Origin of the sequence: Streptomyces sp. NPDC046909 (genome assembly GCF_040644695.1) — a bacterium.
In the GTDB taxonomy this organism is placed as follows: Bacteria; Actinomycetota; Actinomycetes; order Streptomycetales; family Streptomycetaceae; genus Streptomyces.
In genome coordinates, this window is record NZ_JBEYXC010000007.1 from 1 (window position 1) to 12,546 (window position 12,546).

12 protein-coding genes and 2 rRNA genes are annotated in these 12,546 nt (G+C 71.0%); 12 read left to right on the top strand and 2 right to left on the bottom strand.

Annotated features, from left to right (window positions below):
* The 4 genes from ABZ928_RS23600 to ABZ928_RS23615 form a co-directional block, all read left to right on the top strand.
* A 23S ribosomal RNA gene (locus ABZ928_RS23600) occupies positions 1–73 on the top strand; the annotation flags it as partial.
* Between the two features lie 113 nt (positions 74–186).
* Positions 187–303, top strand: a 5S ribosomal RNA gene (rrf, locus tag ABZ928_RS23605).
* A 151-nt stretch (positions 304–454) separates the two neighbouring features.
* Positions 455–1,702 (top strand): hypothetical protein, encoded by a 1,248-nt coding sequence (locus ABZ928_RS23610; RefSeq protein ID WP_361523394.1) that lies wholly within the window; start codon positions 455–457, stop codon positions 1,700–1,702.
* Entirely contained in the window at positions 1,639–2,421 is a 783-nt protein-coding gene (locus tag ABZ928_RS23615; RefSeq protein ID WP_361523397.1) for a hypothetical protein, read from the top strand. Before ABZ928_RS23610 ends, ABZ928_RS23615 begins: the two co-directional genes overlap by 64 nt.
* Before the next feature lie 70 nt (positions 2,422–2,491).
* On the opposite strand, the gene ABZ928_RS23620 is transcribed toward ABZ928_RS23615, so the two are convergent.
* Entirely contained in the window at positions 2,492–3,784 is a 1,293-nt protein-coding gene (locus ABZ928_RS23620; RefSeq protein WP_361522280.1) for a DUF1015 domain-containing protein, read from the bottom strand.
* 72 nt (positions 3,785–3,856) lie between these two features.
* On the opposite strand from ABZ928_RS23620, the gene ABZ928_RS23625 reads away from it, so the two are divergent.
* The 4 genes from ABZ928_RS23625 (at position 3,857) to ABZ928_RS23640 (ending at position 7,954) form a co-directional block, all read left to right on the top strand.
* Positions 3,857–4,885 carry an HAD hydrolase-like protein gene (locus ABZ928_RS23625; protein WP_361522283.1) on the top strand — a complete coding sequence of 343 codons (1,029 nt, stop codon included), beginning with the start codon at positions 3,857–3,859 and terminating at the stop codon, positions 4,883–4,885.
* Between the two features lie 80 nt (positions 4,886–4,965).
* On the top strand, positions 4,966–6,009 hold the full coding sequence (locus tag ABZ928_RS23630; RefSeq protein WP_361522285.1) for an iron chelate uptake ABC transporter family permease subunit: 1,044 nt from the start codon (positions 4,966–4,968) through the stop codon (positions 6,007–6,009).
* A complete protein-coding gene (locus tag ABZ928_RS23635) occupies positions 6,006–7,052 on the top strand; it encodes an iron chelate uptake ABC transporter family permease subunit (RefSeq protein WP_361522287.1) in 1,047 nt (348 codons plus the stop codon). The genes ABZ928_RS23630 and ABZ928_RS23635 overlap by 4 nt, the downstream gene beginning before the upstream one ends.
* Entirely contained in the window at positions 7,049–7,954 is a 906-nt protein-coding gene (locus ABZ928_RS23640) for an ABC transporter ATP-binding protein (protein WP_361522290.1), read from the top strand. The genes ABZ928_RS23635 and ABZ928_RS23640 overlap by 4 nt, the downstream gene beginning before the upstream one ends.
* On the opposite strand, the gene ABZ928_RS23645 is transcribed toward ABZ928_RS23640, so the two are convergent.
* The gene (locus ABZ928_RS23645; protein ID WP_361522293.1) at positions 7,938–8,285 is read right to left on the bottom strand and encodes an SCP2 sterol-binding domain-containing protein; all 348 of its coding nucleotides are present in this window, start codon (positions 8,283–8,285) and stop codon (positions 7,938–7,940) included. The two genes, ABZ928_RS23640 and ABZ928_RS23645, sit on opposite strands and share 17 nt — an antisense overlap.
* Positions 8,286–8,327: 42 nt before the next feature.
* On the opposite strand from ABZ928_RS23645, the gene ABZ928_RS23650 reads away from it, so the two are divergent.
* The 4 genes from ABZ928_RS23650 (at position 8,328) to recN (ending at position 12,255) form a co-directional block, all read left to right on the top strand.
* Positions 8,328–8,648 carry a hypothetical protein gene (locus ABZ928_RS23650; RefSeq protein WP_361522296.1) on the top strand — a complete coding sequence of 107 codons (321 nt, stop codon included), beginning with the start codon at positions 8,328–8,330 and terminating at the stop codon, positions 8,646–8,648.
* A gap of 7 nt (positions 8,649–8,655) precedes the next feature.
* Positions 8,656–9,471: a TlyA family RNA methyltransferase gene (locus ABZ928_RS23655; protein ID WP_361522299.1), complete on the top strand. Its 816-nt coding sequence runs from the start codon at positions 8,656–8,658 to the stop codon at positions 9,469–9,471.
* A complete protein-coding gene (locus ABZ928_RS23660; RefSeq protein ID WP_289918360.1) occupies positions 9,468–10,373 on the top strand; it encodes an NAD kinase in 906 nt (301 codons plus the stop codon). The genes ABZ928_RS23655 and ABZ928_RS23660 overlap by 4 nt, the downstream gene beginning before the upstream one ends.
* 163 nt (positions 10,374–10,536) lie before the next feature.
* Positions 10,537–12,255 (top strand): DNA repair protein RecN, encoded by a 1,719-nt coding sequence (gene recN, locus ABZ928_RS23665; RefSeq protein WP_361523400.1) that lies wholly within the window; start codon positions 10,537–10,539, stop codon positions 12,253–12,255.
* The last annotated feature ends 291 nt before the right edge of the window (positions 12,256–12,546 follow it).

Below are 12,546 nucleotides of genomic sequence, written 5' to 3' on the forward strand. Positions count from 1 at the left end.
GTTGATAGGCCGGATCTGGAAGCCCAGTAATGGGTGGAGGTGACCGGTACTAATAGGCCGAGGGCTTGTCCTCAGTTGCTCGCGTCCACTGTGTTAGTTCTGAGGCAACGACCGTTGCCGGTTTTTTGAGCAGAACGCATCACTAATAACTACAGAGTGTGCTTGTTCGCTCGAAACCATTAGGGTTTCGGTGGTCATAGCGTGAGGGAGACGCCCGGTTACATTCCGAACCCGGAAGCTAAGCCTCACAGCGCCGATGGTACTGCAGGGGGGACCCTGTGGGAGAGTAGGACGCCGCCGAACAATCTTTGGAAGGACCCCTGGTCCCAGCGTTCAGCTGGGACCAGGGGTCCTTTTGTTTTTACAATGCTTGCAGTACCGAGACAGGAGTCACCGATGTCCACCAACTCTCCCGACGACCGACCGGAGCGCGACCAGCGGCGACGGGACAGTGGTGACCGCAACGACCGCGGTGACCGTGGAGACCGCGGGGGCTTCCGCCGCGACAACCGCGACAACGACCGCGGCGGCGACCGTGGTGGCTTCCGGCGGGACGACAACCGGGGCGGTGGCTACGGCCGGCGTGACGACCGTCGAGGCGATGATCGCGGGGACCGTGGTGGTTTCCGACGCGATGACAACCGCGGCGGCGACAACCGTGGCGGAGACAACCGCGGTGGCGGCTACGGCGGTGGCGGCTACGGCCGCCGGGACGACCGGCGCGATGACCGCCGTGAGGGCGACCGCGGGCCGCGTCCGGCCTTCCGCCGTGACGACCGTGCGGGTGCACCCCGTCGCGATGACCGCCCGAGCGGGCCGCGCCGGGACGACCGCGACCGTGGCTTCCGTCGGGACGGGGACCGTCCGGCCTTCCGCCGTGACGACCGGGACCGTGGGGAGCGTCGTGACGACGACCGTGGGCCGCGTCCCGCCTTCCGTCGCGACGACAACCGGGGCGGTGGCTACGGCCGGCGCGATGACCGCGGGGACCGTGGTGGCTTCCGGCGTGACGACAACCGCGGCGGCGACAACCGCGGTGGGTTCGACCGACGCGACGACCGCCGCGACAGCGACCGCCGTGACGGCGACCGGGGCGGTTTCCGCCGGGACGACCGTGACCGCGATCGTGACCGCGGCGGGTTCCGCAGCGACGACCGCGACCGTGGGTTCCGCCGTGACGACCGAGGCGACCGGGGTGACCGCGGTGGGGACCGTGGTGGCTTCCGTCGTGACGACAACCGGGGCGGTGGCTACGAGCGCCGCGATGACCGGCGGGACGACCGTCGAGGCGACGACCGCGGGCCGCGCCCGGCGTTCCGGCGTGACGACAGCCGTGGCGACGACCGTGGGCCGCGTCCGGCCTTCCGACGCGATGACAGCCGCCGCGATGACACCCGGGGCGGCGACCGCCGCGACGACCGTGGCGACCGCGGGGGCTTCCGTGGCCGCGACGACCGAGGTGGCCGTGGGCCCCGTCGGGACGATCGCGGTGGCCGTCCTGGAGGGGCCGGAGGGTTCCGTGGGCGCGACGACCGTGGTGGGGAGCGCGGCGGCTACGACCGCCGTGACGACCGTCGCGGTGGCGGCCGGTTCCGTGACGAGCGGGACCGGGACAGGGACCGTGAGCCCATCAAGCGGCTGCCGATCCCCGAGGACGTCACGGGCGACGAGATCGACGCCGACGTTCGGCAGGAGCTGCTGAGCCTGCCGAAGACGCTCGCGGACGACGTCGCCAGGAACCTGGTGATGGTCGCCCGGCTCATCGACGAGGACCCCGAGGGCGCGTACGCGTACTCCAAGATCGCGCTGCGGCTCGCGTCGCGTGTCGCCGCCGTACGGGAGGCGGCCGGGTTCGCGGCGTACGCCAACCAGAAGTACTCCGAGGCGCTCGCCGAGTTCCGGGCCGCGCGGCGGATGACCGGTGGTGTGGAGCTGTGGCCCCTCATGGCCGACTGCGAGCGTGGGCTCGGGCGACCGGAGAAGGCGCTGGACATGGCCGGGGCGCCCGAGGTGGGCAAGCTGGACAAGGCCGGGCAGGTCGAGATGCGGCTCGTCGCGGCCGGTGCCCGGCGTGACCTGGGGCAGCTGGACGCGGCCATCGTGACGTTGCAGAGTCCCGAGCTGGCCTCCAACTCCGTACAGCCGTGGACGGCCCGTCTGCGGTACGCCTATGCCGACGCGCTGCTGGCCGCCGGTCGGGAGGGCGAGGCGCGGGAGTGGTTCGCGAAGGCCGTGGAGTCCGACAAGGACGGCAGCACGGACGCCTCGGACCGGCTTGCCGAGCTGGACGGGGTGGAGTTCGTGGACGCGCTTGGTGACGAGACCGCCGAGGTCGTGGTCGTTTCCGAGGAAGAGGAAGAAGAGGAAACGGCAGCGGACGAGGTCGACGTTGAGGACGAGGTTCAGGACGACAAGGACTGACCTTCGTACGTAAGTGACAAGGGCGGGATCCCAGTGAACGGGGTCCCGCCCTTTTTTGTTGAGCGGCGGCTTAGACGTCCAGGGCTCGCAGCACCAGTCCCGACGCCGGTTTCGGGCCGAACGACGTCGACTTGCGGGGCATCGTGACGCCCTGGCGGGCCAGGTCGCGGACGACCTCCTCGCGGACCGGGTGCATCAGGACGGCCGTACCGCCGTCTCGTTCGGCCTTGCGGACCGTGGCGGCGGTGTCGTGGATGTAGGCGATGCGGGTGGGGTCGTCCTCGGGGACGTGCCAGACGTGGTCGAGGAGGGTGGCGTGCAGGACCGTCGCGTCGAGGGTGCGCCAGGCGGCGGGGCGGTCGGTGGGGATCGTACGGGCGAGGAGGTCCTGGTCCGGGCGGTCGACGAGGTGGAAGGCGCCGTCGCCGGCGAGGAGGAAGGCGTTGCCCGCGCAGGCTGCGTCGGCGAGGGTCTCCAGGGCCTCGGACAGCGGGACGTCCAGACGGCGTATGCGGAACAGGCCTTCCAGTGATGCCAGGGCGTCGGCCACCGGGAGGCCGTGCAGGAGGCGGTGGATGGCGCGTACGCGCAGGGGGTAGCGGGCGGTGTCGACCAGGAGGACGAGGCCGTAGTCCCAGGGGCTGGGGGAGGGGTGCTCCGCGCGTAGACGGCGGTATGTCGCCCAGCGGTGGTGGCCGTCGGCGATGAGGGCCTGGTGGCGGGAGAGGTCGGTCTGGATCGCGGCCACGTCGGCCGGGTCGGTGATCGCCCACAGGCGGTGGCTGTAGCCGTCCTCGGTGGTGGTGGAGAGGAGCGGTTCCTGCTCGGCGGTGCGTTCCACGACGGCTGTCGTGTCGGACGCCGAGCCGTTGCCGCGGTAGGTGAGGAGGAGCGGTTCCAGGTTCGCGTTGGTGGCGCGCATCAGGGCCGCGCGGTCGGCGATCACATGCGGCATGACGTCCTCGTGGGGCAGGACCACGCCCTCCGAGGGCTCCGAGAGGCGGAGGGTGCCGATGATGCCGCGCTGGAGCATGCCGTCGCCGGCGCGCTGCTCGTAGACGTAGAAACCGGGTTCGGGGTCGGCGGTCAGGACGCCTTCCGCGAGCCAGCGGTGCAGGGTGTCGGCCGCCTGTTCGTTGCGGGCGTTCGGGGTGGTCGCCTGGGGCAGGATCAGCCGGACGATGTTGTGCGGGTCCGCGGACTGGAGGTGGACGACGCCGTCGGGGCGTACGACGACGTCGTACGGCGGGGACGTCACGGCCGCGAGGCTGCCGACCCGGTCGGGGTCGTAGCGAAGGCCTCGGAACGGGGTGAGTTCCAGGCCCCGGCGCTCCATTGCTTCCGAGTGACCTGCGGTGTTCATCCCGGCATCGTACGTGTGTCAGTGGCGTGAGGGATGATCGGGGGAAAGCCGTCCAGCAAGGAGCGATGTGGAATGAGCCAGAGCGTCAGGACGAAGCCCGAGGGCAGTGGGCAGGCCCTGAGCGAGGCGTACGACACCGCGCTGCTCGACCTCGACGGGGTGGTGTACGCGGGGGGCAACGCGATCGTGCACGCCGTCGAGTCGCTGGCCACGGCTCGGGCGGGCGGGATGCATCTCGCGTATGTCACCAACAACGCGCTGCGGACTCCGGACACCGTCGCCGGGCATCTGACCGAGCTGGGGATACCGACGCAGGCCGGTGACGTCATCACCTCGGCGCAGGCGGTCGCGCGGCTCATCAGTGAGCAGGTGCCCGCCGGTTCGCGGGTGCTCGTGATCGGTGGGGAGGGGCTGCGGGTCGCGTTGCGGGAGCGGGGTCTTGAGCCCGTCGAGTCCGCCGATGACGATCCGGCGGCCGTGGTGCAGGGGTTCGGGGGGACCGACCTGCCGTGGGGGCGGTTCGCGGAGGCTTCGTACGCCGTCGCGCGCGGGGTGCCGTGGTTCGCTTCCAACACGGATCTCACCATTCCGAGCGGGCGCGGGATCGCGCCGGGGAACGGGGCGGCCGTCGAGGTCGTAAGGATCGCCACGGGAGCCGAGCCGCAGGTCGCGGGGAAGCCGTTGCCTCCCATGCACCGGGAGACGATTCTGCGGACCGGGGCCGAGCGGCCGCTGGTGGTCGGGGACCGGCTGGACACGGACATCGAGGGGGCGTTCAACGGGGAGGTCGACTCGCTGCTCGTCCTGACCGGGGTGACCGACGGGGCGCAGCTGCTGGCCGCGCCGCCGCAGCACCGGCCGACGTATGTCGACGCGGATCTGCGGGGCATGCTCACGGGGCAGCCGGAGGTCACCGAGGTGGACGGCGGCTTCCGGTGCGGGGGTTGGACGGCGACGGCCGGTGCCGAGCGGCTGGAACTGGACGGTGACGGGGAGGCCCTGGACGGGCTGCGGGCGCTGAGCGCGGCGGCGTGGACGGCGGCCGGTGCGGGGACGTGCGAGCTGGACGGGGGGAAGGCGCTCGCTCGGCTGGGGCTGTGAGCCTGGGCGGGGAGCGCGCCTGTCTGTGAACCCTTGCGGCGGGATCGTGGCTCAATCCGAGGGTAGGCTAACCTAACTGCGTGTTGGTCGACAGTCCTCCCGAACAGCGCGCGGAGACCGCCCCCGCGCCCCCAACCCGCCGGGCGATACGTGCCCTTGGGTTGCTCGTGTCCGTCGTGATCCTGGTGCTCGTCGCGTTGGCGAGCATCGCGATCGGGGCGAAAGAGCTGTCGATGGGACAGGTCTGGCACGGGCTGTTCGAGGACTCGGGGACGTACGGCGATGTCGTCGTCGGCGAGCGGGTGTGGCGGACTGTGCTGGGGCTGCTGGCCGGTGCCGCGCTCGGGCTGTCGGGGGCCGTGCTCCAGGCGCTCACCCGTAATCCGCTGGCCGATCCCGGGCTGCTAGGCATCAATGCCGGTGCCTCCGCCGCTGTCGTGACCGCCATGACGTTCTTCGGCGTCACCAGCCTGAGCGGCTATGTCTGGTTCGCCTTTCTCGGCGCTGCGGCGGTCGGGGCGCTCGTGTGGTTCCTCGGCGGGAGCCGGGGAGCGACGCCGGTGCGGCTCGCGCTCGCCGGTACCGCGATCAGCGCGGCGCTGTACGGCTATCTCCAGGCCGTGATGATCAGCGACCAGGCGGCGCTCGGCAAGATGCGCTTCTGGACCGTGGGTTCGCTGTCCTCGGCGAGCGAGTCGACCATCATGCAGGTGCTGCCGTTCCTCGCGGCCGGCACGCTGCTCGCCCTGGCGCTTGCCCGGCCGCTGAACGCCATGGAGATGGGCGACGACACCGCGAAGGCGCTCGGCGCCAACCTCAACCGCACCCGGGCGCTGTCGATGCTCGCCGCGGTGGTGCTGTGCGGGGCCGCGACCGCCGCGTGCGGGCCGATCGTGTTCGTCGGCCTGATGGTGCCGCACGTCGTGCGCTCCTTCACCGGGCCCGACCTGCGCTGGATCATGCCGTACGCGACCGTCCTGTCGCCCGTGCTGCTGCTCGGCGCCGATGTCATCGGGCGGGTCGTGGTCCGGCCCTCCGAGCTTCAGGTCGGCATCGTGACCGCGATCATCGGCGGCCCGGTCTTCATCTTTCTCGTACGACGGCGGAGGACGGCGCAGCTGTGAAGACCAACCGTGCCAACCGTGCCATCAGGACGCCGGGCGGACTCTCGGTCCGGCTCGACGTCCGTGCCCTCACCGTCGTACTCGTGCTGCTGGCCGCCGCGCTCGCCGCGAGCGTGGTGCTGATCGGTACCGGCGACTTCCCGATCCCCGCCGGGGACGTGCTCAAGACGCTGATGGGCGAGGGGAACGCGGGGCAGGAGTTCATCGTCAACGAGCTGCGGCTGCCGCGGGTGCTCGTCGGGCTGCTGGTCGGGGCCTCGCTCGGGCTCGGCGGGGCGCTGTTCCAGGCCGTGTCCCGGAATCCGCTGGGCAGTCCGGACATCCTCGGGCTCGGGCAGGGGGCGACGGCCGGGGCGCTCACCGTCATCGTGGTGTTCTCCGGGGACGCCGGTCAGGTCACCGTCGGGGCGCTGGTGGGCGGCCTGGTGACCGGGCTCGCGATCTATCTGCTCGCGTGGAAGCAGGGGGTGCACGGGTACCGGCTGGTCCTGGTCGGGATCGGGGTGTCCGCGATCGTCACGGCGGTCAACGGCTATCTGCTCACCAAGTCCACGATCACCGAGGCCTCCCAGGCCGTGGTCTGGATGACCGGCTCGCTCAGCGGCCGTGACTGGGGGCAGGTCTGGCCGCTGCTGTGGCTGTGCGCCGTCCTCGTACCCCTGGTCCTCGGCAACGCGCGCGGGTTGCGGCTGATGGAGATGGGCGACGACGTGTCGAACGCCCTCGGGGTGCGCGTCGAGCGGGTGCGGGGGCTGCTGATGGTCGCCGCCGTCCTGCTCACCGCCGCCGCGACCGCCGCCGCCGGTCCGGTCAGCTTCGTGGCGCTCACCGCCCCGCAGCTCGCCCGCCGGCTGACCCGCTCGCCCGGCCCCAACCTGCTGCCCTCCCTGTGCATGGGCGCCGCCCTGCTGGTCAGCGCCGACTGGATCTCGCAGAAGGTCTTCGGCGCCGACCAGATGCCGGTGGGCGTGGTCACCGGTGTCCTCGGCGGCGTCTATCTGCTGTGGCTGCTGGTCACCGAACGCAAGGCGGGCCGGATATGAGCGCCCTCACCAAGCCGGACCCGCCCCAGCCCGACCCGCGCGGTTCAGAGAACCAGAACACCCGAAGGAGCACCGTGAACCGCCTCTCCGCCGAGAACGTCACCCTCGCCTACGACCAGCGCGTCATCGCCGAGCAGCTGTCGGTGGAGATCCCCGACAACTCCTTCACGGTGATCGTCGGCCCGAACGCGTGCGGCAAGTCCACGCTGCTGCGGGCCCTGTCACGGATGCTGAAGCCGCACCAGGGCCGGGTGCTGCTCGACGGGCAGGTCATCCAGTCGATGCCGGCGAAGAAGGTCGCGCGGACGCTGGGCCTGCTGCCGCAGTCGTCCATCGCGCCCGACGGGATCACGGTCGCCGACCTGGTCGGCCGCGGCCGCTATCCGCACCAGGGCATCCTGCGGCAGTGGTCGACCGAGGACGAGCGGGTCGTCCAGGAGTCGATGGCGCAGACGGGGGTCGCCGAGCTGGCCGACCGTTACGTCGACGAGCTCTCCGGCGGTCAGCGGCAGCGCGTGTGGATCGCGATGGCGCTCGCCCAGCAGACGCCCCTGCTGCTGCTCGACGAGCCGACCACCTATCTGGACATCCAGCACCAGATCGACGTGCTCGACCTCTGTGCCGAGCTGCACGAGGAGCAGGGGCGCACCCTGGTCGCGGTGCTCCACGACCTCAACCACGCCGCCCGGTACGCCACCCACCTGATCGCGCTCAAGGACGGCTCGGTCATCGCCGAGGGGGCGCCGAACGACATCGTCACGGCCGAGCTGGTCGAGGAGGTGTTCGGGCTGCGCTGCCAGGTCATCGACGACCCGGAGACGGGGACGCCCTTGGTGGTGCCGGCGGCGCGGAAGGCACGCGCGCGTGACGAGGCGCGGGTCGCGGCTAAAGAAGCTTCCTGAGCTGCAACAGGTCCCGCAGCCCGGCTTCCAGCTTCACCCGGCCCGAGCCCCAGGCCTTGGCGAAGTTCAGCTCGCCGTTGACCAGGGACACCAGGTCGTCGCCCTTCATGGTCAGTCTGATCTGGGCCTTCTCCTTGGGAGGGCCCTGGATCGTGTCGTGCACGACGATCCGGCCGTCCGTCATCCGGCCGACGAACGTGACGTCCAGGTCGGTGATCCGGCAGCTCACCGAGCGGTCGAGGGAGGCGGCCGTACGGACGTCCCCTTCGGCGCTCTGCATGTTGTCCGAGAGCTTTTCGAGTGCGGCGCGGCACTCCTCGATCGTTGCCATCGAGATCGACGGTACACCGGCCCTTCGGGGTAGCGTCTGGGCATGAGCGACGCAGTACCGGAGACCCCGGAGGCCTTCGAAGCGGCGGAAGCGGCGGAAGCGGCGGTGGAGCACGACCCGGCCGCCCCGGCCCCCCTGAACGTCCCCCGCACCCCCACCGGCAACGCCGAGGTCGATGCCCAGCTGGACCGGCTCGGCGACGCGGACCACCTCGCCACGGACGGGCATGTCGAGGTGTACGAGGATGTACACCGGGGGCTGCGCGACGCGCTCACCGCGCTCGACGCCCGCCCGGGACCTCCGGCGCCCTCACCGTCGTATGACCAGAGGGCGCCTTCACCCTCGTATGGCACTAGGAGCTGAACCGAACGTGGCAGGAGTCGCACGCCGTCGTCTGGACGCGGAGCTGGTACGGCGGAAGCTCGCGCGGTCGCGTGAGCACGCCAGCCAGTTGATCGCCGCGGGGCGGGTCACCGTCGGGAAGACCGTCGCGACCAAGCCGGCCACGCAGGTGGAGACCGCGGCGGCGATCGTGGTGCAGGACGACGACGGCGATCCGGACTACGTGTCCCGGGGCGGGCACAAGCTCGCGGGGGCGCTGGCGGCGTTCGTGCCGCAGGGGCTTGTCGTCGAGGGGCGGCGGGCGCTGGACGCCGGGGCGTCGACCGGTGGGTTCACGGATGTGCTGCTGCAGTCGGGGGCCGCGCATGTCGTCGCCGTCGACGTCGGGTACGGACAACTCGCCTGGACTCTCCAGAGCGATGAACGCGTCACCGTCAAGGACCGTACGAACGTACGCGAGTTGACGCTTGAAGCGATCGATGGGGAACCTGTGGATCTTGTCGTGGGGGATCTGTCCTTCATCCCGCTCGGGCTGGTGCTGCCCGCCCTGGCGCGGTGCGTGAAGCCGGACGCCGACCTGGTGATGATGGTCAAGCCGCAGTTCGAGGTGGGGAAGGAACGACTGGGCAGTGGGGGAGTCGTACGGAGTCCGCAGCTGCGGGCGGAGGCCGTGCGGGGAGTGGCCGAGAAGGCGTGGGAACTCGGGCTCGGGGTGAAGGGCGTCACGGCAAGTCCGTTGCCCGGGCCCTCGGGCAATGTCGAATACTTTCTGTGGCTGCGTGCGGGGGCTGACGCCCTTGATCCGGCCGATGTTGACCGTGCGGTGGCGGAGGGGCCTCGTTGACACAGAACCGAGCTCGTACTGTTTTCCTGCTCGCCCACACGGGGCGGCCTGCGGCGATCCGCAGCGCCGAGCTCGTGGTGAAGGGGCTGCTGCGTGAGGGCATCGGCGTGCGGGTGCTGGAGTACGAGGCCGCGGACTTGCCGCTTCCGGAGGAAGTGGAGCTCGTCAAGGAGGCGACGCCTCAGTGCCTCGACGGGTGCGAGCTGCTGATCGTGCTCGGTGGGGACGGGACGCTGCTGCGCGGCGCCGAGTTCGCCCGTGCCTCCGGGGTGCCCATGCTGGGCGTCAACCTCGGGCGGGTCGGGTTCCTCGCCGAGGCCGAGCGGGATGATCTCGACAAGGTCGTCGACCGGGTGGTGACGAAGGCGTACGAGGTCGAGGAGCGGATGACCGTTGATGTGGTGGTTCACAGCAACGGGGACATCGTGCACACCGACTGGGCGCTGAATGAGGCGGCGGTTCAGAAGGCCGGTGCGGAGAAGCTGCTTGAGGTCGTCCTTGAGATCGATGGGCGGCCTGTCACTGGGTTCGGGTGCGACGGGATTGTGCTGTCGACTCCTACTGGGTCCACTGCCTATGCGTTTTCCGCTGGTGGGCCTGTGGTGTGGCCTGAGGTCGAGGCGTTGTTGATGGTGCCGATCAGTGCGCATGCGTTGTTCGCGAAGCCGTTGGTGACCTCGCCGGATTCTGTGCTCGCTGTGGAGGTTCTGCCGCACATTCCGCCGGGGGTGCTGTGGTGTGACGGGCGGCGGACTGTGGAGTTGCCGGCGGGGGCGCGGGTTGAGGTGCGGCGGGGGGCTGTGCCGGTTCGGCTTGCTCGGCTGCATCATGCGTCGTTCACGGATCGGCTGGTGGCGAAGTTCGCGTTGCCTGTTTCCGGGTGGCGGGGGGCTCCTCACTAGCCGACTGTGGGGGGGTGGTTGCAGAGCGTTGGCGGGTGCGGGTGGTTTGTGGCTGGTCGCGCAGTTCCCCGCGCCCCTTATAGGTGGGTCCACTCGCCCGGGTGACAGGGGGCCTCGCACTTGAGCGGATGGACCTCGTAAGGTCTTCACCGTGCTGGAAGAGATGCGGATACGGTCGCTCGGAGTCATCGACGACGCCGTTGTCGAGTTGTCGCCCGGGTTCACCGCTGTCACGGGTGAGACGGGTGCGGGCAAGACCATGGTGGTCACCAGCCTGGGGCTGCTGCTCGGTGGGCGGGCGGACCCGGCGCTCGTGCGGATCGGGGCCGAGAAGGCTGTCGTCGAGGGGCGCATCAGTGTGCCTGCCGGCGCGTCGGTCGTCGTGCGCGCCGAGGAGGCCGGTGCCGAGCTCGATGACGGGGCTCTGCTCATCAGCCGTACCGTTTCCGCCGAAGGGCGGTCCCGGGCGCATGTGGGCGGGCGGAGTGTGCCCGTCGGGGTGCTGGCCGAGCTGGCCGATGAGCTGGTCGCCGTCCATGGGCAGACCGATCAGCAAGGACTGCTGAAGCTGTCCCGGCAGCGGCAGGCGCTCGATCGGTATGCCGGGGACGCGGTCGCCGTGCCGCTCGCCAAGTACACCGAGGCCTATCGGCGGCTGCGGGCCGTGTCCGTGGAACTCGACGAGATCACCACGCGCGCGCGTGAGCGGGCTCAGGAAGCCGACATGCTGCGGTACGGGCTCGATGAGATCGCCGGTGTCGAGCCGCGGGCCGGGGAGGACGTCGAGCTGGCCGAGGAGGCCGAGCGGCTCGGGCATGCCGAGGCGCTGTCGTCGGCCGCCACGGCCGCGCACGCGGCCCTCGCCGGGAATCCCGAGGACCCTGAGGGCATCGACGCCGCCACGCTCGTCGCGGGCGCTCAGCGGGCCCTGGACGCCGTACGGTCGCACGACCCGGCGCTGGCGGCGCTCGCCGAGCGGATCGGGGAGATCGGGATCCTGCTGGGCGATGTGGCGGGGGAGTTGGCGGGGTACGCCGACGATCTCGACGCGGATCCCTTGCGGCTGGCGGCTGTTGAGGAGCGCAGGGCGGCTCTTACGGGGCTCACGCGGAAGTACGGCGAGGACATCGCCGCCGTTCTGGCGTGGGCCGAGCAGGGGGCCACGCGGCTCACCGAGCTCGACGGCGACGACGAGCGGATCGATGAGCTGACCGCCGAGCGGGACGCGCTGCGGGTCGAACTGGGTGGGCTGGCGCAGGCGTTGACCGATGCGCGGGCGGAGGCGGCCTCGCGGTTCGCCGCCGCCGTGACCGCCGAGCTGGCCTCGCTGGCGATGCCGCACGCGCGCGTGTCCTTCGACATCCGGCAGACCGAGGACGCGGAGGGGGTCGAGGTCGGCGGGCGGGCGGTCGCCTACGGGCCGTCCGGTGCGGACGAGGTCGAGCTGCTGCTCGCCCCGCATCCCGGTGCGCCGCCGCGGCCCATCGCCAAGGGGGCGTCCGGTGGTGAGCTCTCGCGCGTGATGCTGGCCGTCGAGGTCGTGTTCGCGGGGACGGATCCTGTGCCGACCTATCTCTTCGACGAGGTCGACGCGGGGGTGGGTGGCAAGGCGGCGGTCGAGATCGGGCGGCGGCTCGCGAAGCTGGCCAAGTCCGCGCAGGTGGTGGTCGTCACGCATCTGCCTCAGGTCGCGGCCTTCGCCGACCGGCAGTTGCTCGTCGAGAAGACCAACGACGGGTCCGTCACGCGGTCCGGGGTCAAGGTGCTCGAAGGTGAGGAGCGAGTGCGGGAGTTGTCCCGGATGCTCGCCGGGCAGGAGGACTCCGAGACGGCTCGGGCACATGCGGAGGAGTTGCTGGAGGCGGCTCGGGCGGACGCGTGACTCTTCGGCGGTGCGCGGGGAGTCTGTCCCTGCGGACTGGGGCCTGTCCGGCGGATCAGGCCGGGTTGTGAGGAACGCTGCCTGCCTGGCTGACTTGAGCGGGGTCTGGTGCGTGCAGCTGCAAGGCGGAGGAGGGCGGCGACGCGTGGGGGCCCCTCCCGCTCGAGCGAAGTCGAGAGTGGGGGAGTCGGCAACCACGACAACGCCGCTGGGGGTCCCCCCACGCCTTTAAGGCAGTGGGGGAGTGCGTGCCAGACCCCGCGACGTCGGCATGATCCGCCGGGCAGGCCC

Bases quoted from the DNA above. Each gene is read 5' to 3' on its own strand.
- ABZ928_RS23620 (WP_361522280.1), bottom strand. From the start codon at position 3,784: ATGAACACCGCAGGTCACTCGGAAGCAATGGAGCGCCGGGGCCTGGAA.
- ABZ928_RS23625 (WP_361522283.1), top strand. From the start codon at position 3,857: ATGAGCCAGAGCGTCAGGACGAAGCCCGAGGGCAGTGGGCAGGCCCTG.
- ABZ928_RS23640 (WP_361522290.1), top strand. From the start codon at position 7,049: ATGAGCGCCCTCACCAAGCCGGACCCGCCCCAGCCCGACCCGCGCGGT.
- ABZ928_RS23645 (WP_361522293.1), bottom strand. From the start codon at position 8,285: ATGGCAACGATCGAGGAGTGCCGCGCCGCACTCGAAAAGCTCTCGGAC.
- ABZ928_RS23650 (WP_361522296.1), top strand. From the start codon at position 8,328: ATGAGCGACGCAGTACCGGAGACCCCGGAGGCCTTCGAAGCGGCGGAA.
- recN (WP_361523400.1), top strand. From the start codon at position 10,537: ATGCGGATACGGTCGCTCGGAGTCATCGACGACGCCGTTGTCGAGTTG.